We start from the raw sequence: 22,764 nt of genomic DNA on the forward strand, positions 1-22,764 counted from the left end.
AGCGGCCCGATATCGGTCGAAGAACTGCAATGACCTGCGCGCCGCGTTCGAAACCAGAAGTCAAGTTGGCCAGCCAGCCATCTTCTGCAGGTCTACGGCCGGCCTCTGTAGCGCAGTTATTCAAGTGATGCCTCGCGGGTTTGGCTGGCTCGTGTACTTTCTTTCAGCGTTGCTGCTGATCATGTTCAGCGGGCATGATTCTCGAAGACCAGCCTTCCGCCTTTGACAACACCGATGCAGTAGTTGGCGCCGAGAAGATAGGAAAGGTCATCAGGATGCTCGATATCCCAAAAAGACAAATCCGCAACTTTGCCAACCTCAATAGTGCCGCGCTCCCTCTGCATGCCGAGCGCGTACGCAGCATTGACAGTGAACCCGCGTACCGCCTCTTCTGGCGTCATGCGGAATAGTGTACACGCAAGGTTCATTATGGCGGTTGGCGAATTTGTGGGCGAACTGACGGGATTACTGTTGGTAGCCAAAGCCATTTTTATCTTATATTTGCGGAACAATCCGATAGGGGGCACGCGCGTCTCTCGCAATGTATAGTTTGCGCCGGGAAGAATTCCTGCCACAGTCTCGGCTTCTGCCATCGCTACAATCGATTGTTCGGACGCATATTCGAGATGATCGGCGGTGAGCGCTCTGTGGCGGGCGGCTGTCGCCCCGGCGGACGCGTCGGAATATTGGTCCGCATGCAAACGCACCGGAATCGAGTGTGCTCGTGCGGCTTCGAACAATCGGCCTATTTGAGCGTCACTAAAACCAATGGTGTCCACGAATCCGTCAACCGCATCAACGAGGCCTTCGGATACTGCGATGGGCAGCACCTTTTCGATAAGGAAAGAAATATAGTCATCGGGCCGCCCTTTGAATTCCGGAGCCACTCCGTGTGCGCCGAGAAATGTGGAGACGATCGTGACCGGTAGATCCTGTTGTAGTGCGCGAGAACAACGTAGCTGCTTTAGCTCCGTCTGAAGGTCTAAACCAAAACCGGACTTGCTCTCGATGGTGGTGACGCCATGCGCGATGAATTCGCGGACACGCCGCGAAGATGTCGCGAGCAACTCCTCCTCGGAACAAGCTCTCGTCGCATTGACTATCCCGGGGACACCGCCCCCAGACCCATAAATCTCGTCACGGGTGGCCCCCCTGATCCGCATGCCAAAATCGCGGCGACCGTTGCCACTGTAGACAACATGAGTGTGCGGATCGATGAGGCCAGGCAGCACCCAAGCCCCGGCCACGTCGTGAATTTCGGTCGCATGCTCATGAAGTGCATTTGGGAGAGCATCGCTTCGGCCGACCCATGCGATACGTCCACGTTCTACCGCGACCGCACCGTTCTCAACGATTCCGTAGCCTTCCTTGTCCGCCATCGTTGCTAGGTGACCGTTGACCCAGATTGCATCCCACATGGTGTCACTCCCAGTCACTCAAAGCTGATGTTGCGGCGCGTGGCGACAGCACGAACACAGTATGGAAGCGGCAAATCGATAGTCGGACGCTTGCACGACTTACACGCCCATAGCTTCAATTTCGCGCTCATAGCGCACTACTATTGGGTCTACCTTGTTGCGTCCAAGGTAGCTTCCTTGCTGGGAGCATTTCACCACGTAGTAAGCGGCTTTGAGACGCTTATGTTCATAGGTAGCGAGAGCCTCATCAACATCGCTTGTTTCGGCAAAGACATCTCGCAGAACTCGCGAGTCAATGAGCGCTTGGCCGGCACCCTGCGCAAGATCAGGAACTGGTGGATGCGCGGCATCCCCAAGCAGCGTAATACGGCCGTGCGTCCATTTTTCAGGGAGCCCTTCCGGAACATCGAGAGAGCTTTGAATAATTGCATCCTTCGGGGTGAAGCTAAACGCCCTTGAAACAGGAGTGTTTGTCCAAGAGCTAAAGTAATCAAGGAATTCGTCCGGATTTTTTGCTCCACTTACTGAACCAAACCAGTATGCCTTTCCATTTCCTATGGGAAGAAACGCGATCCATCCACCCGGCGCGTAAAAGCCGGTTTGCGCTGCCGGATCTATGTCTAGCTGTTCAAGGTTGAATATAGCGCGCCAACGATATGCGTGATGCTCGTTGGGTTGGAAACGAACCCCACCTACCAATTTCTGACGGACGGCTGAAAAAATTCCGTCAGCAGCGATGATGAAGTCGCCCTCATAGCTCGACCCATTACTGAAGTGGCAAACTGCTTTGTCGCTGCCATTCTCGACAGACACGACCTCATGACCAAACCTTATGAGATCCGTTCCGTATGAGTCAGCTAGCATCGAGCTCAATGCCCAGCGATGCACTCCGATTGCCGGCGCACCATATTTGGCGGGCCAGTCACTTGTATCTTTCTCAAAGAGCAAATTGCCCTTGGCATCATAGTTATAGTAGCGCTCGATTTTGACCGAAATGGCATCAATCTGCTCCTTCAGTCCCAGGCCATATAGTGCCCGCACTCCGTTCGGCCAAAGCATCAAACCAGCTCCGGTCGCCCTGAGGACAGGAGATCGCTCAAACACAGCTACATCAAATCCCAACCCCTTCAGCCCGACAGCTGCAGAGAGTCCGCCCAGTCCGGCGCCACAAATCCCAACTCGCATCTCAAACTCCGCCAAAATCGCGCAATAGGTTGAGCCCGCACATCATTGCTCGTGCCCAGCGATCCCGAAACGAAAGGCCGACTATAGATCGATTGTCGTTTATTTGTAAAGCCAATGATACAAATCCCGGGACCTAATCTGTGGGGACAGAATTCCCGTCGCTCGATCGCTCCTGCCGGATGGTAAACTTCACACCAGAGGACATCCGCAAAGTCCGCCAAGAAGTATCGAGAGAAGGGGCCGGCCCAAGGCGACGTACACCCGCGAGATCCGGACACGAAGGCACGTTGCTTTGCTGAGCTTCGAGCGTCTGGCAGTGCTCCCGTGAGACGCTGCCTTAAGCCGCGGCAACATGAGCAAAATCACGAAACGATCGGGGAAGTGCTCGCAACCATCTAGCCCGTCCTATTCGTGAGAGTGCGGTTTTTTGGTCCGGTGGATACGGCCGCAGATCTCCTCTGACGAGGCGCACAGGATTGCCTCCGGCTTTTCACCGCCTGACGACCCGTACTTTACGACGCGCTTGAGGGATGGGGTTGGGCGAACGGGGGGCGGAGACTTCGCCGGTCAAGGACCGAGCGGCAGCAGCGCGCTGGGCAGGCAGCGGATCAGGTCGGCTTCCGGGCATGCCGCGGCGAACGCGAGGCGAATGCGGCTCGCGGTCTCGACGACCCGGGCGGCGATTTTCAGGAGACGAAGACGCAGCGTCGCGAACTCGGCAGTGGCCAATTCCCGGACGTTGGGAATGGCGTCGCGCACGGTCAGCATCAGCCAATAAGCGGCGGTATGGAGGACGAGACGGACCTGGTTGGCGAGCGCCGAACGGCAACTGGTGCGATCGGAGGCAAGCTGCGTCTTATGCAGCTTGATCAAATTCTCGGCCTGGCCGCGCGCGCAATACAGGCTGTCGTAGATCCACTCGCCCGAGCCGGAATCGAGGCTGGTGACGACGAAGCGGATGTCGAGACCGAGCATCGTCGCCTCAATACGGGCGACGGTGCGCCGTTCGCGATCCCAGGACTTTGCCTTGTGGCGCGTCTCGGTATAGCCGCGCAGAACAGGCAGGTTCTCGATGGCGCGTCGGGTACGGATGTCGTCGGCGACCTCGTCGACTTTTCTGACGAGCGGCTTGGTACCGGACAGACCGAAGATGTAGTCGATGCCATTGTTCTCGCACCACGTCATCGCCTCCGGCCGAGCATAGTGACCGTCGCCCCGGAAACGTAATTCGCGTCTTGTGCCATCGGGTGCGGATGTGCCGTACCAGGCGTCGAAGATGGGCACGCACCTCGATGCCGCCCGGCGTCTTGCCGGGCCGCAGCACGACCGCCACGGGCCGGCTCTTCTCCGTGTCATAGACGTGGATCGGCAGGAAACAGCGTTCGTCATAATGAGCGTTGAACAGCGAGAGCTGCTGATGGCCGTGGACGACATCGCAGGTGTCATCGATGTCGAGCGTGACGGATGCCGGCTCGCGCGGGTAGCTATCTATCCATGCGTCGACCAAAGTGTAGGTCAGGCGGATCACGTCGCGCAGGCGCGGCGCATTCTCCAGGCGCGAAAGGGTCGGTTGGGAACACAGATCCCGGCCCGTGTCGGGCAGCCGTCCGCAGGCCAGCTTGAATGCCGGATCGGACCGCAGATGATCGAGATCGTCGGCGTCCTCGTAGCCGCAGCAGATCGCGAACATGCGAGCGCGGAACATGTCGACAACGCTGTGCACGACCCGCGTCGGATCGCGCCGATCCGGGAACACCCGGGCCAAATTGTTGGCCAAGCCGAGACGCCGCTCGGCGATCGCCAGAAGCATCACACCCCCATTCGAGGTCAGGCGCCTGCCATCGAAGGCTGCTGTGACTTTCTTGGCTTGAACGGCTGGAAACGAGAACGGCAGAATCGTATCATCAGTCATGGCGGGCGTGGCGTTCGCGGTTGAAGGTGATGGGGTTGGCTACAGCAACCGAATCCTACGCCGCATCACCTCTTTACACCACGCTCCCCAGCCTCTCAGGCGCCCTCTGGCGAATAAGATGGGCTAGTTTAGCGGCTTCCCAAGGAAGAATGGCGAACGCCTCGCATAAACTCCGTCCCACATCGCGAACGAGCGGGCACAGATTTAGGTCGCTGGCGACGCGAGGCGAGCCTCGAAATCGAGCTCAGGCCAGTCTTTGGCTTCCGGCATTGGGCGCGAGAATACCGGCGAATCCGGATCCCAGTCGAGTCGCTTGGTAATCCCTCGATCGGAAAGCAGTGGGGCGCCGAGCACAAATCGCTCTTCGTACCGCCGGTACAGGGTCGCAAAGAATTGGCTCAAGTGCAGCGGGCTCTCGTCCGGCGGAAAGGAATTCACGACGTCTCCCGCCTGGTCCCCGCGAGGTTCGATAAGTGCTATTGTCATGGCTTCATATCGGCTGATTTCGTCGCGCAAACCGCGGCGCGAAGTCATTTCGCGGAGCGCAGCGTGAAAACGAACGATACCCTCGACGATGCTTCCGTCTTCCAGGATCGCGATGTCATTAGCCTTCAGCGTTTCGACCTTCTTTGGTGTCAGTTCGGTAGGTTCGAGCTCGGAGTCAGACTCGGCTTCGACCTCAGTTGGGGTGTCTTCTACGTCCAGATCGGGCGCTGCGAGTGCATCTTCGATGGTGCGGTTCGCGCGCAGAATTGAGAAGTATCCGACGACCATCGCCGGATAAGTAATGTGCAGATTGGTGCATTCGCCGATCGTCTCTTCCATGCGATTCGTCAGATTCCGGAACGCCTTCGTCACGCCCTTGCATGAGATCGCGAGAACGGGGCCGACGCTCTTTTTATCTACGACGACGTCAACGTTCTTTGTCTTGAGACCGCCGAGGATAACCTGCTCGCCGGCCCGACCTTCTTTGGAATCATACTTCAAGATATTGCGCACGCGGCCCTTGCGCCCTTTCTTCGTCTCGACAACGAAGGGCGGGCGCGGGCGTAATGTCGTTCGGATGGAATCCTCCTTCGAGCACCAAACGGCACGCGATGTACCAGTGGAGCGGCTTAATGTGGCGGGCGCTTTGCGTTTTGCCCTCGTGTGTCGCAAATTCTCTGAATGCCTGGTGTCCGCTAATCCAGCGGCAGGGCGAAGCGTCAGCTTTCGCCATAGTGCCTCCAGGTACGCAGGGTGTGGACGGCCTGTGCGATTTCAGCTGCTGGCACCCGCTCGATCGCACGACGCGTAGGAAGCGCGACCTGCGCCGCTTCCCGTGGCTCAAGCTTGAGCATTCCGCCTCCGAGCGGATGACCTTCGAGTTCGCAGCTGAGCTGCACGAACTCGCTTCCCCACGTCGCGAGGTAGCGTCTTGCGGATACGCTCTTCAGCCGGACACTATGCACGGAGTTGGTGCACGTGCACTGAGCATCGTTGCGGACGAGGCTCGGCTCCAGTCCGGACATGTATGACAGAAAATAGTCCGGCACCTGCACGTCAGGGACCGAATACCACGGATCGCGTACGCGACACTTGTACGCCTGGCGGGCCTCACGGCCTGCATCGGTGTCGAGATAGCGCCGCACGCTGCGCGGCAGATCGTCCGTCTTCGACAACTTGAGCAATAGCATTGGGTCGTCGTTTGCCTTCCAACGCTCAACCAGGGCGGTCGTGACGCGTATAGCTGGGAGCGCACGCCCATTCCGGACGGTCGGATGAAGGAGTTTGCCGGGAACATCCCACTTTTCCGCTTCGCTTGGCCGCAGATGGAAGAAGTCGTTCGCGCCGCTGACGTAACCGATCCCGACATTCGCCAACTCGCCGAGGCGATGTGTGTCGCCGCCCGTCGCGACGTGTCGGTAAAGCTCCCGGCCGTGTTGAGAAATTAGGTAGGGGCGCAGGCGGCGGTTCCACTCAGAGCGCCACTCCTTAACGCTGACCCGCGTAAACTCCCGGGGCGGGCGGCTGGAGGGGCGGAAGTGATCAAGCACCGAAAACCTAATCTCCTGCGTCTTGCCTTCAAATCCGTCGGTGTATAGCAGCCAACAGTCCTCTGAGAGCTCCGGGAAGAGCTTCGCCCGGACCGCTACGACATGAACTGTCTTGAACCGGTCAACCAAAAACTCCAGGAGCGGTGCGGCGTATGGTGCGTGTCCGATTTCTGCGGGGACGACGAAGGCCATTCGACCGCCCGGCTTCAGGAGTGAGGCAGTGCAGACCAGGAAGGGTGCCCACGACGATGCCAGGCCCGAAAAGTGCGCGCCAAGGGACGCGCAAAGAGCGATTGCGCAGGCCCGAATCACCCCATTGAAGCTCTGATATCGAATAAATGGCGGGTTGCCCGCCGCGCACTCGAAGCGTTCGGCCGTCTCGGCCGCCCAGGAGAAGAAATCGCCTTCATGGACAAGCGCCCAAGGCGCCCGAGCCATTGCCACCTGCGTCGCCTGGAGATCCTGCTCAATGCCGACGGCGTTTCGGTGTCCGGCAATAAAGCGCCCGTCACCGCATGCCGGATCAAGCAGGCGGTCGTCCTCTCGGCGGACCGCCCACTGCAACAGGCTCGAAACGACAGGGTCGGGGGTATAATAGGCGCCCGCTTCCTTTTGGGTTAAGCGCCGCACGCTCTTTCTCCTCGCGAATCGGTTGTAAGTCTACACCGGAGCATGCTGAGTAAAGCACCCTCCGGCACTTCTCCAGATGATTCACAGGTCGGCCGAGCAACTGAGGACTGCCCGATCGTTAGCGCGTGGGGCAAACCGGCGGGGGCGGCTCATCCACTCGTACCGGTGTGGGCCTGCCCCGTGACAAGCGCGCGATGCCGTCCGCCCACGAGCCGCCTGTGGCCAATTTGGTGTCCGGCCGCGCCGCCTAGAGGGGACTTTGGCGTCTTTCGATGGTTTCGTGACGTCCAGCCTGGACCAAGCAAGGCTAGCTGGTGCGGCAACGGGGAAGCTGGAAAAGGCCTTTTGTTCTATCGGCACCGGCTACGGCGATAGTGGGATGGTAACGGGTCATCCTGCTGCCACGGTTTGCAGGGGGGCGGTCGTGTGATGTGGCCAGCCGTGAGAAGACCATCAGCAACTGTTGGCTGCCGAGCCGAGGCTAGAGCTGGTCCCGGTTGTCTGAACAAAATCTCCGCGTCGATAAGTGGAGCGTCTGCCGGGGTTAGGCCGCCATGCGGATTGGCGGCTGGTTGAAGTAGGCTTGATCCGGTGTGCTGCCGTCAAGGCTCGAGTGTGGACGTCGGCCGTTGTAGAAGTCGAGATAGCGGCCAATCGAAGCTCGCGCCTCGCCGACCGTTTCGTAAGCTCGCAGATAGACCTCTTCATATTTGACGCTGCGCCACAGCCGTTCGACGAACACATTGTCCCGCCAAGCCCCTTTGCCGTCCATGCTGATGGCGATGGCTTGGTTGGTGAGCAGGCCCGTGAAGGCCGCGCCAGTGAACTGCGAGCCCTGATCCGTGTTGAAGATTTCGGGCTTGCCGTGACGCGCCAAAGCATCCTCCAGGGTCTCGACGCAGAAGGCCGCCTCCATCGTGATCGACAACCGCCACGAGAGAACCCGGCGGGTTGCCCAATCCAGCACGACAGCGAGATACACGAAGCCGCGCGCCATCGGGATATACGTGATGTCCATCGCCCAGACCTGGTTCGGCCGTGTGATCTCCATGCCGCGCAGCAGATACGGATAGATCTTGTGACCGGGCTCTGACTTGGTCGTGCGCGGACGGCGATAGAGCGCCTCTATCCCCATCCGCCGCATCAGCGTCTTCACATGCCGGCGGCCGACCTTGCACCCCTCGGCAGCCAGCAGGCCGCGCAACATACGCGAACCGGCGAAGGGATACTCCAGATGCAACCGATCGAGCCGTTGCATAATCGCGAGGTCGGCGGAGGGCACCGGACGCGGCAGGTAATAGACGCTGCCACGGCTGATGTTCAGAGCTTCCGCTTGCCTAGTGATCGACAGATCGTGCTCACGGTCGATCATCGCTTTGCGCTCAGCAACCCCGCCTTGGTGAGCGCTCCTTCTAAAAAATCGTTCTCCAGCGTCAGCTCTCCGATCTTGGCGTGCAACGACTTCACGTCGATGGCCGGCCCGGCAGATGCCGCGGGACCTGCCCCGAAAACGTCAGAGGCACCGCCCTCCAGTTGGGCCTTCCACGCCGTGATCTGATTGGGGTGGACATCAAAGTGCTCGGCCAACTGCGCCAGCGTTCGATCGCCCTTGATGGCGGCCAGCGCTACTTTCGCCTTGAAGGCCGGGGAATGGGTTCGGCGGGATCGTCTGCTCATCGTCGCTCCTGTCTGCGGCAACTATCGCCGCATTCAGGCAGAAACTCCACTTATCGCGATGTTCAGATTTCTGAGACCAGCTGTGCTTGCTCGGCGTATCTTAGGTTACGACTAATGCTCGATCGGTGAGCGCGGACCACTCACTCAGCTTACGCCTCAAGCAAAGCGCCTTCGTCGAAGAGGATGCTTTCCGTCAACACCGGCCGGAGCCGCTTAATAGCCGCAGGGAGGACGGCGTCGATACGACGGTATCCATCGAGCAAGGAGTGTCAAACGCGGGATTTAAGCGCGAGATGCGGATGAATGCATAAGCCAATGATGAAATGGCGTTATCGTTGGAATGCAGTAAGCGCGTCTCTAATCTTCGACCAGATCAATCGGGAGGCCGTCTTGATCTTCGCAGACAGGGCTACAACGGACCAAGTTCCACAGATCACTTCAGACCTTTTCAAAAGCATAATGGCCGCTGCGCCAGGTCCTGCCACTGTGGTGACATCGTTCACTAAAAACGGCGTTCCCTGTGGTTTGACAATGACAGCCGTTTGCTCGGTTTCGCTAATGCCGCCGCTCGCTCTAGCTTGCCTAAGCAATAACTCGAATACCCTTGCCGCCCTGAAAGAAACTGAGGCTTTTTCGATCAACTATTTGACCGCGGGTGCGGAAGATATCGCGATGCATTTCGCGAAGAAATCATCATCAAAGTTCGGTGACACTGAGTGGTCTCGGCCGGCGCGCGGAATTGGCGGCCCAGTCCTTTTAACTATTGCAGCGTACGTGGCATGCAAAGTTGTAAACATCTTCGACGTTGGCGATCATGCTGTTGTCATTGGTGAGGTAGTCGAAGGCGGGGTCCGCGCAGGCGCGGTTGCGCTCGCATACGCAGATAGACGCTTCTTTTCAGTGGCTAGCATCTAACGAACTAGCAATCGGATACCTACAAGGCGCAATTTTCTAGAGCTTTTGAGGGCGGCGATGTCCCGACAGATGAACATTGGGGTTTTCGTTATTGGAACGGGCAATCATGTCTCCGGCTGGAGGCTGCCAGGTGCCTTCAAGAGCCATGAGGATTTTTCATCTCTCCTGGAGATCACGAAGCTTGCTGAGGACGCAAAACTGGATTTTGTGTTCTTCGCAGATGCTCCTACAGCGGAGCTTGATGGGCACCCTGGCCAGGCTGTTCGCCTGGAGCCAACAACATTGATCTCTGCTCTGGCGGCCAGGACCTCACATATTGGGTTGGTCGCGACTGTATCTACGACCTACATGGAGCCATATAATCTCGCCCGTCTCGTTTTGTCCGCAGACAAAATCAGCGGCGGCCGAGTTGGCTGGAATGTTGTCACCACTGCACAGCAGTCTGACAACTTCGACAGGACACTTCCGCCACATGCCGTTCGGTATGAGATCGCGGCAGAATACCTGGACGTCGTCCAGGGACTATGGGACAGCTGGGAAAGCGATGCGCTACTCTATGACGTGAAGACCGGCCGCTTCTTTGATCGGTCCAAGGTTCATGCGGTAAACCACCAAGGCAGATTCTTCAAAGTGAAGGGACCTCTGGGCATATCCCGCTCGCCACAGGGGCAACCGGTTATTGTCCAAGCTGGATCGTCAGCCACTGGCCAGCATTTTGCAGCCAAGTACGCGGAAGTCGTGTTTACGATCCAGCAGGACATTGAGGAGGCAAGGGCCTTCTACAAGAAGTTGAAGGATCAGGTTGAGGCGGCCGGTCGCCCGCGGGATTCCTTAAGAATTCTCCCAGGCTTCTTCCCGATTGTCGGACGCACCGAAGAAGAGGCCAAGGCTAAGTATGACGAGCTCGTGGCGCTGATTGAGCCGGGCTCGGCGCTTAAGATCATGTCCGATCGGTTGGGCCACGACATGTCGAAGTTTCCCATGGATGGGCCCTTACCAGATTTACCCTTGTCTGACGAGGTGCAGAGCTTCCTCACAGTGCTCCATGCGAAATCGCGTCGAGAAACTCTGACGCTGAGGGACATTCACGATCTTTTTGCCGTGTCTCGGGGATACATCCTGGTCTACGGCACTGCGGCTAGCATTGTCGACGTCATGCAGCGATGGGTCGAGGCCGAAGCGTGCGATGGCTTCATGATCACACCTGCCGTATTCCCGAATTCGCTGATCGACTTCAAGGAGCTCGTTGTACCGGAACTGCAGCAACGCGGCCTTTTTCGCGCTGAGTACAGCGGCTCGACACTGCGCAGCCGCTTCGGGTTTTCGACGCCTGAAAACCGCTTCACACAGAGCAATAGGCATGCAGCGGAGGAGGGACATTGAAGTATCCTGCGGCCTCCGGGAGGTGGGAGGCGGGTTAAGCGCTCTGGCGATGGCAACGGCTGATTTCGCTCGCGATAGCTTGACCAGCCCAATGGCATCACCCAGCGCGTGCACGGATTTCTCGCGCCTCTCCCAAGTTATTGTAGACGTCGGCACGATCACGCGATGTAACGAGTTGGCGTGACATCCGTTGCGCCGCTCTCAATGGTTCAACAAATCGTGCGGCTTGCCGATTGCGAAGAACTATCCCAGTGGGCCTTTGGTCGTGGACCTCGACGACGTGATAGCAGTGGGCCGCGCAAGCGCGATTGCAGAAAAACGCCGTGGCGGACCAACTTGACGCACAGTTTCGGCCAAAGGAGCCACCAGATTTCGAGAATTCGGCTTTCAGGCCGCCTAAGGTCGGCTGCAACGAACAAAAGTGCTCAGACACTAGGAGGGTGGAAAATGCAACGCCGAACATTTTTGAAGATCGCGGCTGCGGCAGGGGGTACAGCTCTGGCTGCACCATACGTTCAGGCCCAGTCAAAAACGTTTGCCGGCATCACCTTGCGCGTGAACTCGTGGGGGGGGCTGTTTGAAGAGGCAATCGCGAAAAACGTAAGCATGCCATTGTTCGAAAAGTATGGGCTCACGGTTGAAGTGGTCCGCGGCGCTCTCGCCTCTCAGCTGATCAAGCTGATCTCCCAGAAAGACGAGCCTGAGGTCGACTTATTCATGGGCGACAGCTCAGTCATGCCCGATCTTATCAAAGGCGGCGTCACCGCAGAGATCAAACAGTCGGACGTAGCCGGTTTGAAACGGATCCTTCCTGCTTTCCGCGAGTTCGGAGACTATGGTGTGCCCTTCAGCCTCGCAGCTCAAGGAGTTGGATACAATCCGGACTCTGTCAAGGAGCCCCTCACTTCGTATTCGGACCTCGCCCGATCAGACCTGAAGGGTAAGGTGGTGCTTTTCCCCGCGACTACACCAACCTCCAGCCTTTATCTTCTCGGTTGGGCAGAGGAAAACGGCGGCTCCGTGACCAACATGGAGCCCGCGTGGAAGATCCTAGAAGCGACGAAGCCGAATCTCGTCGCGGTGGCGCAGGGGCAAATCCCCCAGATGCAGATGTATCAGAGTAAAGAGGTCCAGGCGGGTCCCTTCTGGAACAGTGCCTACTTCGAACTGAAGGGCAAGGGTTTCCCAATGGATTTCGTCATCCCGTCCAAAGGCATTTGCGGGGCGCTCACCTATATGAACGTCATCAAGGGAACGAAGCACCCGGAGGCCGCGTACGCCTTCCTGGAACAGATCCTATCCGATCAAGGTCAGCGTGCATTGCCTGAGAGCGTGGGGTACGAGCCGACCACAGACATCAAGTTGCCGGAAGAACTGCGGAAACGTCTCGTGTTTGCATCGCCAGAGCGCGCCGCCCTGAGAAGAACCGTCGACTGGGAAAAGTGGTCGGCGGGCCACAGTGCGCGGATCGAGCGGTTCAACAAGATCATCGCCGCGTAACACTTGATGCCCTGATCGTCACGGACCTCGATGCGACGCGAGCTGACCAGCTGGCCTACAAGGTTTCTGATCGACTACGTCGCGCCGCCGCCCTTGCTTGGGCGCCCATCATCTCACAACAGGGAGAGCAGCACTGTGTCGCGACCGCCCACGATTGTCGCGTCCATAGATATGGAACGCTTCCTGGTGCGGGAGTTGGCGTTCGATCGCGACCCTATTACAAACTTGGTCGCCAGATTGTGCGCTCCTACCGCGGCCGCCGACCAAATGCGAGAGAAACAGCGCGGGAAGACGACCACGCGAGCCGCGAAGCCATGTGATGGATCGCGCTTGCCGATCGTGATCTGGAGTAGTGCACAATTGTCCTACACCCGAGGCGACTCGAATCCGCCCGATCCAGGTCGGCCACTGACTTCATGACCGGCAAATCGGAGTCCGGAGTTTAAGGGGATAGCCAAGACTCAAAGCGCGCCAGCAGGTTGACTCCAGAGCGGGCCGTTCGAGCTCCACGATTTCGTCGAATACATGGACGGCCAACGCTGAGGCTAGGATGGGCCGAGGGCGTGATGCCGTAGCGGAACCGTAATGCAAACAGGATGAGGAGAGCGGTGCGATGAAGCAGGGTATTGAGAGCTACCGAAAGTTGACACCAGCGCTCTTGCTGGCGCCGATGCTCTTGCTTCTCGCCGCCTTTTTTGTGGCGCCGCTGTTGGGACTGCTGCGAGCTAGCTTCCTAAATGGGAGCTACCTGTTTAATGGAAGCGGCTTCACTTTAAAACAGTATTCAGACTTCTTTGCTGACCCCTATTACGTCAGAATATTGTTGGAGACGTTCGTCGACGGACTCATTGTTTGTTCGCTCTGCCTAATTATAGGATTTCCAACCGGATATTCGCTAGCTCGGCTACCAGCATCGGTGCGGCGGTGGCAAACCATTATCGTCATCATGCCGATGACGCTCAGCCTTGTCGTCGTCGTATTCGGCTGGTTGATCGTTCTCGGCCGCAACGGGTTCGTTAATTCGTTCCTCGTAAGCCTCGGGGTGTTCTCGTCGCCGGAACGTTTGCTGTTCAATCGACCTGCTGTCATATTGGTCCTGGTGCAGGAGTGTCTTCCCTACATGATCTTGTCCATCATGAGCGTGGTCACTCAGATCAATCCAGTGCTTGAACACGCCGCGGCAAATCTACGTGCGAATCGCTTCGTCACCTTTCAGAAAATCATCATTCCCCTCGCCCTACCTGGCACTCTTGTTGGGCTCAACCTTGTGTTCGTACTCTCTATCTCGGCCTTCATTACACCTCGCCTCATTGGGGGCGGTCGCACGGCCATGCTCGGAGGGGTGATCTACGATCGCATAATGACCGAATTGAACTGGCCTTCAGGTGCGGCCATGGCTTTTGTCCTCTTCTTGAGCGTACTTAGTTTCACGGCAATGATGAACCTCCTACTAGGGTCACGCTTCCTCAGAAAGGTGAGGACATGACGCATCTCGACCTATTGGCTGGATTGCGGCGGATGAAGATGCGCGCTGATATGATCGACATCCTGATGTCCATCAGCGGGAAATTTATTCGCGGCCTTGCCTTCTGCATGCTCGCGCTACCGGTGATTCTGGTCGTTGCGGCATCGTTTACCAGCGGTGAAACGATGGAATTCCCTCCCGTTGGCTATTCCTTGCGCTGGTACAAGGCTGCGTACGAGAGCGACGTTTTTAGGTCTGCGCTCTGGACCAGCACCTACGTCGCCGTGCTGGTCGCGGTTATTGCGCTGGTGATCGGGTTTTCGGCCGCGTTCGCCATCAACCGATATCACTTTCGCGGAAAGGCACTTCTGCAGGGTCTCGCCTTTTCACCTTTGACCGTGCCGGCCGTCGTTCTTGGGCTCGGACTATTGCACCTGTTTGCATTCCTGGGTCTTGGGCGAACGATAGTTCCTTTGCTCCTGGGCCATCTCGTTCTTGCGATCCCGTATACCGTTCGAACGATCCTCGCCAGTCTGACCCTGCATGATCGCGTTCTCGAGGAAGCGGCGATGAACCTCCGCGCCACGCCATTGCAAGTCATCCGGCGTATCACAGTGCCACTCATTCTACCGGGCTTGCTATCGGCCGCAATCTTTGCCTTCGTGACATCGTTCGGAAACGCGACAGTTTCCGCGTTTCTCACGTCCGGCGGTCGGATCACGTTGCCCATACAAATATTCATCTATTTAGATACCGTCTATGATCCGACCGTCGCGGCAGTATCAGCCGTCATGATTCTGGTGACATTGATCGTGATCCTGCTCATCGAGCATTTGATCAGCGCGGAACGACTGGTGTAATCGGGGAGATTAGACTTGGCTTTGTCAGAACACCATATCCCGTCCTTGCAGCGAGCGGACGACGCAGTTGTGGAGTTGCAATCTGTCTCCAAGCACTATGGTGAAGCGATTGCAGTCGCCAGCGTTTCGTTCAGTGCACGCCGAGGCGAACTCGTATGCCTGCTCGGCCCATCGGGCTGCGGCAAGACAACAACGCTGAGGATGGTTGCCGGGTTTGTAGAACCGTCCTCGGGCTCTATCCGCATAAACAACCTGGACATGACGCGCCAGCCTCCCTATCGGCGGGATACTGGAATGGTGTTCCAGAGTTACGCCTTGTTTCCGCATATGACGGTCGCCCAGAACATCGCTTTCGGCCTAGAAAACCTGAAGTGGCGCCGCAGCGACGTAGAAAAGCGCGTCGGCGAAATGCTCAAGCTGGTCGAATTACCGCATCTTGCCGAGCGGCTGCCAAGTCAGATTTCAGGGGGCCAGCAGCAGCGCATTGCACTGGCACGCGCTTTGGCGATGCGGCCAGCCGTGCTCCTTCTCGATGAACCCTTCTCGAACCTTGATGCACAGCTGCGCGTGCGCATGCGCGAAGAGCTGCGCGAGGTCATTCGCGGAGTAGATGTCACGACCTTGTTTGTCACGCACGACCAGGAAGAAGCACTGACCTTATCCGACCGCATCGTAGTCATGAATGCTGGTAAGATCGAGCAAGTGGGTACGCCCGGCGAGATCTATGAGGAGCCGGCCACTCCTTTCGTCGCAAAGTTCATCGGCTGGTGTTCCGCGATTAGAGGATTTGTGGGAAGCGACGGTGCATTCACGTCGACCTCCGGCCTGCGTTTAGCGGGTAACTGGACTCCCGGCCCCGGCAGCGCGGTGATTCGACCTGAACAAGTCAGGCTCTCAACAGATGGCTCTGAGCCTTCGCGGCAGGCGCGCGTATTGCAATCTAACTACTACGGTGGAGCGACGCGGATCCTACTTGATGTTGGCGGTGAGCAAATGATGATGCAGGTGCATTTCCCTTTTGGTCGCCATCCGAGTCCTGGTGATCTTCTCAGTATTGCGATCAATACCCAGGAGGTCCGAGTGATCCCAGATGATCACGTGCGTTCGTGAGGCGAAGCAAGTTTACTGAACAAGATCTCAGATCGACATAGCACACGGACGTTCGCAACGACGCATGTATTGTAGAAGGCGCCTGCAACGCAAAAAGCCGCGGTCGATAGCTGAGGCCGAGGCGAAAGAGCCGTCGCGGGATGCAACGTCCAGACCAACACTGACCTTCACGACAACAAGCGAATCGACTGGCGACGGCACGAGCTTCGGCACCTTCTTTGCCATGTACGCCGGCGCAACATGCCCCATAAGCTCGTTTTGCCGACTGACGCACAACCCTCTCGCCCACCGAACGCATTGGACCCAGCGGGCTCGCATTGATCATCGCACAGAGCTCAGATCACTAATGAGCTGAACCACAAGAGTTCACGCCTCGGGGCAACAAGAGATCGACGGCACCAAACTTCTAGATGGTCAGGCATTTTGGCCGGGGCGCTGCAGAACGCTGCGCCGGAAATGTTCGCCGTAACGCGCGAGGTGCAGCTTTTATGCACCTCGGTACTGACATATGCACTGAAACTCAATTGTGTGAAGATATCATCGCTTTCTGTCGAGCGAATGACACCAGGGGGGCCAAGCATCTCTTTTTGCGCAGGCAGCCCTCCGTCGATGCCGCGAGATCCGCAGAATATGCGAAAGTGCGAAGGAATATTGCAGTGAAGCAACTCCATCTCGGCTACGCTCTCTACAACTACGGAACACACCCGGCGGGGTGGACGCCCCACAGCAGCGATATTGCCACGAACATCGAACATTTCCAGCATTACGCGAGGATCGCCGAAGCTGCGAAGTTTGACATGCTCTTCAGGGCTGACGCGCTTTTTGCTCATACGGATCATCTTGAGGCATGGAGTCGCAATCCATACCACATGAATTCGATTGAGCCTCTGACTCTGTTCTCCGCGCTGTCTCAGGTAACATCCAAAATCGGCTTGGCAGGTACCATCAGCACGTCATACTCGGAACCATACAACGTGGCTCGTCAGCTCGCGTCGTTGGATCATCTGAGTCACGGCCGTGCGGGCTGGAACGTCGTAACTTCGGCGAGCAGTGAAGCTGCCAAGAATTTTGGCCAATCAAAACTTCCATTTCATGAGGAGAGATACGGCCGCGCCAGGGAGTACATTGAGGCGATCCATGCCTTGTGGGATACCTACGAGGAAGACGCCTTTGTGCTTGATCCATCCTCGGGATATTACTTCGATCCCCACAAATTCCATCCCGTATCCCATGCGGGAAAATATATCAGTGTCGAAGGTGCACTAAATATTGCCCGCCCACCACAAGGGTATCCCGTCCTAATCCAAGCCGGGTCGTCTGGACCCGGCAAACAATTTGCAGCCGAATTCGCGGAGGTCATATTCTCGTTGAATCGAGACAAGCGAACCGCTCAGGCCTTCTACAAGGACATGCGGGATCGCGTGTCGGCTGCCGGCCGCGATCCTGCCGGACTCAAAATCCTTCCCTCGCTAACGGTCGTAGTAGGGGAGACAAAGGCGGAAGCCGAAGCTCACTATGCTAGCCTTGAGACGCGAGTGCCCAACATCGTCAAGCTTGAGCAGTTGACGCAAGATCTCGGAGTGGACCTAACGAAGTTGCCGCTCGATCGTCCCGTTCCGCTCGAATTGCTACCCAAGAACACTGAATATATTCAGAGCGTATTTCAAATGGCAACGGAACTCGTACGAACAGGCAAGCCGCTTGGTGAAATACTGCAATTCTATCGTCTTTCTGGCTGGGGGACTCCGCTTTGCGGCTCTGCTGCCGAGATTAGCGATTGGATCGAAGAGTGGGTTGCAGACGAAGCCTGCGACGGATTCATGATCATAGGTCCGTCAGAGCCCCACGGCCTCGAAACCTTCTGTGCGAGCGTAATACCTGAGTTACAAAGACGCGGTTCGTTCCGTCGTGAATATGAAGGTAACACGTTAAGAGATCATCTTCGCTTGCCCCGCCCGAAGAGCCGTCACTCAAGGAACGTTTGATGTGAAGCTTAGCTTGGCGGTGTGTCACAATCCACGCGTCGACTCTCTAAACCTTGGCTTCGGAGCGAATGCCGGCCGCGAAATGATCGAAATCGTCGATACCGAGCGCTGTACTCCTTCGACATCTGCGTGAATGTCTGTCCGATAAACAAGTTCGACCAAACAGGAATTTCCGGTCATCGCCCGCCAGAACGATTGCCAAACCTGTTTCCTCTCCGAACTCTATTGCGCGAGGATGCGCTCTATGTCTGGCGTTTCGCGGAGGAAACCCGATCAGGCGACGTGTTTCGCAATGAAGTCATCGATATTATAAGAAGCAATCGTCGGGGCCATCGGCTGGATGGATGCCCGCGATGAGGCTATCGAGCATCTGGTCGTCTTGCTGGGGCGGATTGTCTCCGGGCGATCGGTAAGGCCAGTTGCGCGTCAAGACCCCAACGGGGTCCGCTTTTCGGTCGTTTTCGGGGAGGACACGTCCATCCAAACCACAATACATTCGGAGGACGGCTCGAGCTATCGGCCGCGATCCGGTGATGAGGTAGCCTGGCAATTCGCCTGTACCGGAAACTTACCTGACCTAATCAGAGATGATCTGCGTTTTCGCCCGCGGGGCAAGTGAGCCGTGTCATCAGCCGAAAGGGAGAGGCGCCTGAGGTCCTCCCCGCCGAAGCCCAGGTCAAGCGTCGATCGCTCAAGACTGGGAAATCCGTGACTGTACGCCGGTGTTCCCCGAAGGTTATTGGCCTGCAAAGGCCGGGTCCAGGTGACAGAATGGTCCGCGAACATAACATGCCTCCGGCTTCCGACTAAATGCTCAAGGATCTCGGCACACTCTTTCGAACGGCGCACACGGCTGCTGGTTTGTGGCAGCAGCAAATCGCCCAGCGGGCCAACATCAGCAGACCTCGATATCGGGACATCGGAACGGGTGTTGCCGCCGCCCGTGCAACGACGCTCGTCAACGTCGCTCGCGCCCTTGGCATGGAAATGATGTTGATCCCGCAGCCGATGGTGCCCGCTGTTCAATCGATGCTGCAGCCGGACGATGATGATCGTCCAGCGTTCACGTCAGACGCCGAAGAGGACGGCGCATGAACCCGACCGTCCTGGCAGCAGATCGCATCCAGTCGCTCAATATCTCGTTGAACGATCTTCCAGTCGGCACGCTCGTGCGCACCCCGGGCGACTACAACGCGTTCAACCTTTTGCGCACTTTTCGGAGCTTGAACAAACGTGCCCGTGTTATCCGCGCAGCCCCAGTCGGTGCCATGAATGCGCACCATATCGCGATGGGCGCGCTTTATGAACGAGCGCTCAACCGTGCGACGGACAAATATTGAAGCGACCAGCGCAAGCCCGCAAATGAAATAGCTGTTCGAAAGGCTCCAAAATCCACCGACGGCCACAACGGTGAAAGTGAGTGCCGCGGCGGCGTTGCAAACCTTGTTCACCATGAGCTTGCAGCCTCCCATCAGAATTGCTGACGCATTATAGCGGTTCAGCCGGGGCGATCAGCGGCGTTTTTGGTCCGTATTCGCCGCTTCGCGATCCATGACTGGTAGCGCGATCTCCCTCTCACCCGCATAGAAGCACCCCCACGATGGTTGCGCGATCATTGGAACGTTCGGTGCGTCCTTCCTACAGTTTGGAGGGAAAGCTTTCTTTGTCTACCGGGGCATTGACCCTTATCTCTCCTCTCGCCTAGGAAGCGCCGGGCCGTAGAAGTGCCGGCCTTAAGACACGGATCAGGATCGACATGAGCCACACGCCGCAATCGTCTACCGTGCGAGTTACGATACCGCTTGTTCAGCAGTGGAAGGAGGAGGGGCGGCGTATCGCAATGACGACCGCTTACGACGCAGTTGCAGCGCGTATCGCTGATCCGATCGTGGATATTATCCTCGTTGGCGACAGTGTTGGCAATGTTTGCCTCGGATTCGACAATACCTTGCCAGTCAGTGTCTCCATGATGAATCATCACCTCGGAAGCGGTTGCGCGGACAAGACCTCGTGCCCTGCTCATTGCCGATATGCCCTTCCTCAGTTTCCATGTCAGCCGGCAAGAAACCATCCGCAACGCCGGCGGCTTCCTGCAGCGTGGCGCCGATGCGGTGAAGCTCGAAGGCGGTGCAAACCGCCTCGATATGGTACGCGCCCTGGTCGACTGCGAAATCCCCGTAATGGGACATCTCGGCCTCACCCCGCAGAGCGTCAATGTCATGGGTGGTTTCAAGGTGCAGGGTCGGACTGCCGATGACGCCTTGCGGCTACTGGAGGACGCGCATCGTCTGGAGGAAGCTGGTTGTTTTGCTCTCGTGCTGGAGGGAATCCCGGCGGAGCTAGCAGTGCGGGCGACGGAGATCCTCAAGATCCCGACCATCGGAATCGGAGCCGGTCTTGGATGTTCGGGACAGGTGCTCGTGTTCCATGACGTCGTGGGTCTTACGGACGGTAAGCCGCCCAAATTCGTGCGCGCCTATTCGAATGGATTTCAGTTGATGCAGGAGGCGCTCTCGCGCTGGGCGGCCGACGTCCGTGACGGTGCATTCCCAGGAGGACAGGAATCCTATCGCCTCCCGGACGCGCTCAAGGAGCTCGTCGCAAACTGGACTCCGCACGAACCAACCTCACGGTCGTGATCATGCGAACGATAAGATCCGTTACTGAACTGCGTCGGGCTTTGGCTGAGGCTCGGGCGCCAGATAGGCGCATCGGGTTTGTGCCCACAATGGGCTGCCTGCACCGGGGCCACATGGCCCTCGTCGAAGAGAGCCGGGCTCGTTGTGACGCCACGGTCGTCAGCATCTTCGTTAATCCTACGCAGTTTGGCCCCAAGGAAGATCTCACCACCTATCCTCGTGATTTTCTCCGCGATGAACAACTGTGCCGCGATGCAGGGGTCAATATCGTCTTTGCACTGGAGGCGCAGGAGGTCTATCCGCCGCAGTTTGATACCTTCATTGAACCTGGTGCGCTCGCGCAGTCGGCTGTGCGGAATCTTCAGGCCCGGCCATTTCCGCGGCGTTGCGACCGTTGTCTGCAAGCTGTTCAACATGGTCCAGCCGGATGTCGCGTTCTTCGGCCAGAAGGATTTTCAGCAATGTGCAGTCGTACGTCGCATGTCAGTTGATCTCAACCTGCCGATCGAAATCGTCACCGTTCCAACAGTCCGCGAGCCGGATGGCCTCGCAATGAGCAGCCGAAACCGCTATCTCAGCGCCCCGGAGCGCAACCGTGCATTGGCGATCAGCCGAGGCCTGCTCGCGGCAGAAACCGAGTTTCGCGCAGGAGAGCGCGATCCCGTCCGGCTGCTATCGATTGTCAGGCGCCACCTGGAGCCGCTGGATGAGTTGCAATACCTCGAGATCGTGGACGCTGAAACGCTAAAGCCGGCTACGAACCCGTTCTCGCGTCCGGTCGCCATTTGTGCAGCAGGCTATGTTGGCTCGACCCGGCTTATCGACAACGTCGTGCTCGATCCGGACGCCCGCCAGCAGATAGGACGCTCACAATTGGTGGGTCTCTCACAGTGGGACAGCAAGCAGGTGCAGAGAGGGGCTCGCGGAGAAGAAGCGAGTAACCGCTGGAGGGGCGCGACCCGACGAGCTTAGTGCGAGCAGGCGTGGAGCGCGTCCTTATTGAGATGGCGGATCCGGTCGCTCAGATTTCTGTATCTTGAGGGCACGGCGCTTCATCGTCGCGGTCACTTTTTTCGTTTTCCCACCAAGTACTTTGCCGACGAGCCTGCCACCTTTTGATCTCTCGTTTTGCTTGGTCTGCTTCATCGACATTCCCTAGATGCATTCGGCATAATACGAGGACCTGGGACACGGGTCATGAGATGGCCAGTCACAAACCAGGGCCTAATGGCGTGGGAGCGAACGCGGTGACGGACACCGCTCGCCAGCTCGGGGTGACGAAACCGATACAGGCGGGCCCCCATGGCGCGCTTAGCAGCAGAAATAACACCCTGTTCGCGTCGTATCTGGCGGCGGCTCGACTGCTTCGTGAGCCTGCTATAACCGGCGTGCCCGCGCTCGTGCTGACGGACCATGACCAGCTTCGGCCACGGCGCTTAAAAGAAATCTCGAAGAAGGAAAAACGATCGGACATAAACACCGATGGTCTGTCTGTACCGGAAGGCCCGCTGCGGCTGCCCCGGAGATGGATTCGCCGCGTGGCGGAAAATAGACACTCTGCTGAGGGCCGAGACATCGCACGGCCATCGCGGCGAAAACCGTCAAAAAGAGCGCCTCGAGCGCTGAATTCCATCACGGAGGCGGTTCCTCCAGCACTGGCGTGGCGGAGCGAGACCAGCACAACTATCCTGCTTCGAAGGCACGGCAGCAACGTCTTGGGCAATCAATGAGCAACGGAGACTGTGGTGAAGTTCATAGTCGACTGCGGAATCAGCTAATACTTTCTTTGAAGGGTTCAGCGTGCTTCCTCTGCTACCATTCTTTGCGCCTTGCGGAGTCGCCAGGTGTTTGGACGCAACGACCACTGCGCTTTTGCGTGCTGTTCTTGAGGAGGTTTGCGACGGCCTGCCTCGCAGCGAAACCGGCACTCGGGCCCATGTCGCTTCCAAGATCTTGGAGGCCGCCAACAAAGGTGAGATCACGGCGGAGCGCCTTCGGCAGGTCGCAATGCAAGCTCTTCGCTCCGCGCCAACTATGTGGCGCTAGATG

The 22,764-nt window shown here is 57.8% G+C and carries 16 protein-coding genes and 4 pseudogenes; 13 read left to right on the plus strand and 7 right to left on the minus strand.

The annotated features are described in order from the left end of the window. Positions 1-185: 185 nt before the first annotated feature. The 6 genes and pseudogenes from hutI to ACVWW3_RS00840 all read right to left on the minus strand — a co-directional run bounded on the left by hutI (position 186) and on the right by ACVWW3_RS00840 (position 8,858). Positions 186-1,418 carry an imidazolonepropionase gene (gene hutI, locus ACVWW3_RS00815; protein WP_456647463.1) on the minus strand — a complete coding sequence of 411 codons (1,233 nt, stop codon included), beginning with the start codon at positions 1,416-1,418 and terminating at the stop codon, positions 186-188. A 99-nt stretch (positions 1,419-1,517) separates the two neighbouring features. Next, complete coding sequence (locus ACVWW3_RS00820; RefSeq protein WP_456647464.1) at positions 1,518-2,603, minus strand: FAD-dependent monooxygenase; 1,086 nt, start codon at positions 2,601-2,603, stop codon at positions 1,518-1,520. 567 nt (positions 2,604-3,170) lie between these two features. Further along, a pseudogene (locus tag ACVWW3_RS00825) lies at positions 3,171-4,515 on the minus strand (IS1380 family transposase). Between the two features lie 204 nt (positions 4,516-4,719). Further along, positions 4,720-5,514: a hypothetical protein gene (locus tag ACVWW3_RS00830; protein WP_456671805.1), complete on the minus strand. Its 795-nt coding sequence runs from the start codon at positions 5,512-5,514 to the stop codon at positions 4,720-4,722. Between the two features lie 206 nt (positions 5,515-5,720). Then, positions 5,721-7,181, minus strand: coding sequence for an N-6 DNA methylase (locus tag ACVWW3_RS00835; RefSeq protein WP_456671806.1), 1,461 nt, complete (start codon positions 7,179-7,181; stop codon positions 5,721-5,723). Between the two features lie 544 nt (positions 7,182-7,725). Then, positions 7,726-8,858, minus strand: a protein-coding gene (locus ACVWW3_RS00840) for an IS3 family transposase (protein WP_456647380.1) whose coding sequence is annotated in 2 segments (ribosomal slippage) — positions 7,726-8,603 and positions 8,603-8,858 — 1,134 coding nt in all. Because the reading frame shifts where the segments join, the coding sequence is not laid out codon by codon here. Positions 8,859-9,161: 303 nt separating this feature from the next. Here ACVWW3_RS00840 and ACVWW3_RS00845 point away from each other — a divergent pair. From ACVWW3_RS00845 to panC, 12 genes and pseudogenes are all read left to right on the plus strand, one after another. Beyond that, positions 9,162-9,773, plus strand: coding sequence for a flavin reductase family protein (locus ACVWW3_RS00845; RefSeq protein WP_456647468.1), 612 nt, complete (start codon positions 9,162-9,164; stop codon positions 9,771-9,773). Between the two features lie 57 nt (positions 9,774-9,830). Further along, positions 9,831-11,156 carry an LLM class flavin-dependent oxidoreductase gene (locus ACVWW3_RS00850; protein ID WP_456647469.1) on the plus strand — a complete coding sequence of 442 codons (1,326 nt, stop codon included), beginning with the start codon at positions 9,831-9,833 and terminating at the stop codon, positions 11,154-11,156. A 447-nt stretch (positions 11,157-11,603) separates the two neighbouring features. Further along, positions 11,604-12,656, plus strand: a complete 1,053-nt coding sequence (locus ACVWW3_RS00855) for an extracellular solute-binding protein (protein WP_456647470.1) — start codon at positions 11,604-11,606, stop codon at positions 12,654-12,656. Between the two features lie 613 nt (positions 12,657-13,269). Next, the gene (locus tag ACVWW3_RS00860) at positions 13,270-14,142 is read left to right on the plus strand and encodes an ABC transporter permease (RefSeq protein WP_456647471.1); all 873 of its coding nucleotides are present in this window, start codon (positions 13,270-13,272) and stop codon (positions 14,140-14,142) included. Beyond that, entirely contained in the window at positions 14,139-14,981 is an 843-nt protein-coding gene (locus ACVWW3_RS00865) for an ABC transporter permease (protein ID WP_456647472.1), read from the plus strand. The genes ACVWW3_RS00860 and ACVWW3_RS00865 overlap by 4 nt, the downstream gene beginning before the upstream one ends. 15 nt (positions 14,982-14,996) lie before the next feature. After that, positions 14,997-16,091: an ABC transporter ATP-binding protein gene (locus tag ACVWW3_RS00870; RefSeq protein ID WP_456647473.1), complete on the plus strand. Its 1,095-nt coding sequence runs from the start codon at positions 14,997-14,999 to the stop codon at positions 16,089-16,091. Positions 16,092-16,747: 656 nt separating this feature from the next. Next, on the plus strand, positions 16,748-18,076 hold the full coding sequence (locus tag ACVWW3_RS00875; RefSeq protein WP_456647474.1) for an LLM class flavin-dependent oxidoreductase: 1,329 nt from the start codon (positions 16,748-16,750) through the stop codon (positions 18,074-18,076). An 82-nt stretch (positions 18,077-18,158) separates the two neighbouring features. Continuing rightward, positions 18,159-18,325: pseudogene (locus tag ACVWW3_RS00880) on the plus strand (4Fe-4S ferredoxin); the annotation flags it as partial. A 561-nt stretch (positions 18,326-18,886) separates the two neighbouring features. Continuing rightward, positions 18,887-19,171 (plus strand): helix-turn-helix domain-containing protein, encoded by a 285-nt coding sequence (locus ACVWW3_RS00885; RefSeq protein WP_456647475.1) that lies wholly within the window; start codon positions 18,887-18,889, stop codon positions 19,169-19,171. Then, on the plus strand, positions 19,168-19,416 hold the full coding sequence (locus ACVWW3_RS00890; RefSeq protein ID WP_456647476.1) for a hypothetical protein: 249 nt from the start codon (positions 19,168-19,170) through the stop codon (positions 19,414-19,416). The genes ACVWW3_RS00885 and ACVWW3_RS00890 overlap by 4 nt, the downstream gene beginning before the upstream one ends. A gap of 416 nt (positions 19,417-19,832) precedes the next feature. Next, positions 19,833-20,715: pseudogene (gene panB, locus ACVWW3_RS00895) on the plus strand (3-methyl-2-oxobutanoate hydroxymethyltransferase). Positions 20,716-20,717: 2 nt separating this feature from the next. Beyond that, positions 20,718-21,687: pseudogene (gene panC, locus ACVWW3_RS00900) on the plus strand (pantoate--beta-alanine ligase). 24 nt (positions 21,688-21,711) lie between these two features. On the opposite strand, the gene ACVWW3_RS00905 reads toward panC, so the two are convergent. Continuing rightward, a complete protein-coding gene (locus tag ACVWW3_RS00905) occupies positions 21,712-21,861 on the minus strand; it encodes a hypothetical protein (RefSeq protein ID WP_456647479.1) in 150 nt (49 codons plus the stop codon). A 702-nt stretch (positions 21,862-22,563) separates the two neighbouring features. On the opposite strand from ACVWW3_RS00905, the gene ACVWW3_RS00910 reads away from it, so the two are divergent. Then, positions 22,564-22,761 carry a hypothetical protein gene (locus tag ACVWW3_RS00910; RefSeq protein ID WP_456671807.1) on the plus strand — a complete coding sequence of 66 codons (198 nt, stop codon included), beginning with the start codon at positions 22,564-22,566 and terminating at the stop codon, positions 22,759-22,761. Positions 22,762-22,764: the final 3 nt, after the last annotated feature.

Source organism: Bradyrhizobium sp. LM2.9, from assembly GCF_054056555.1.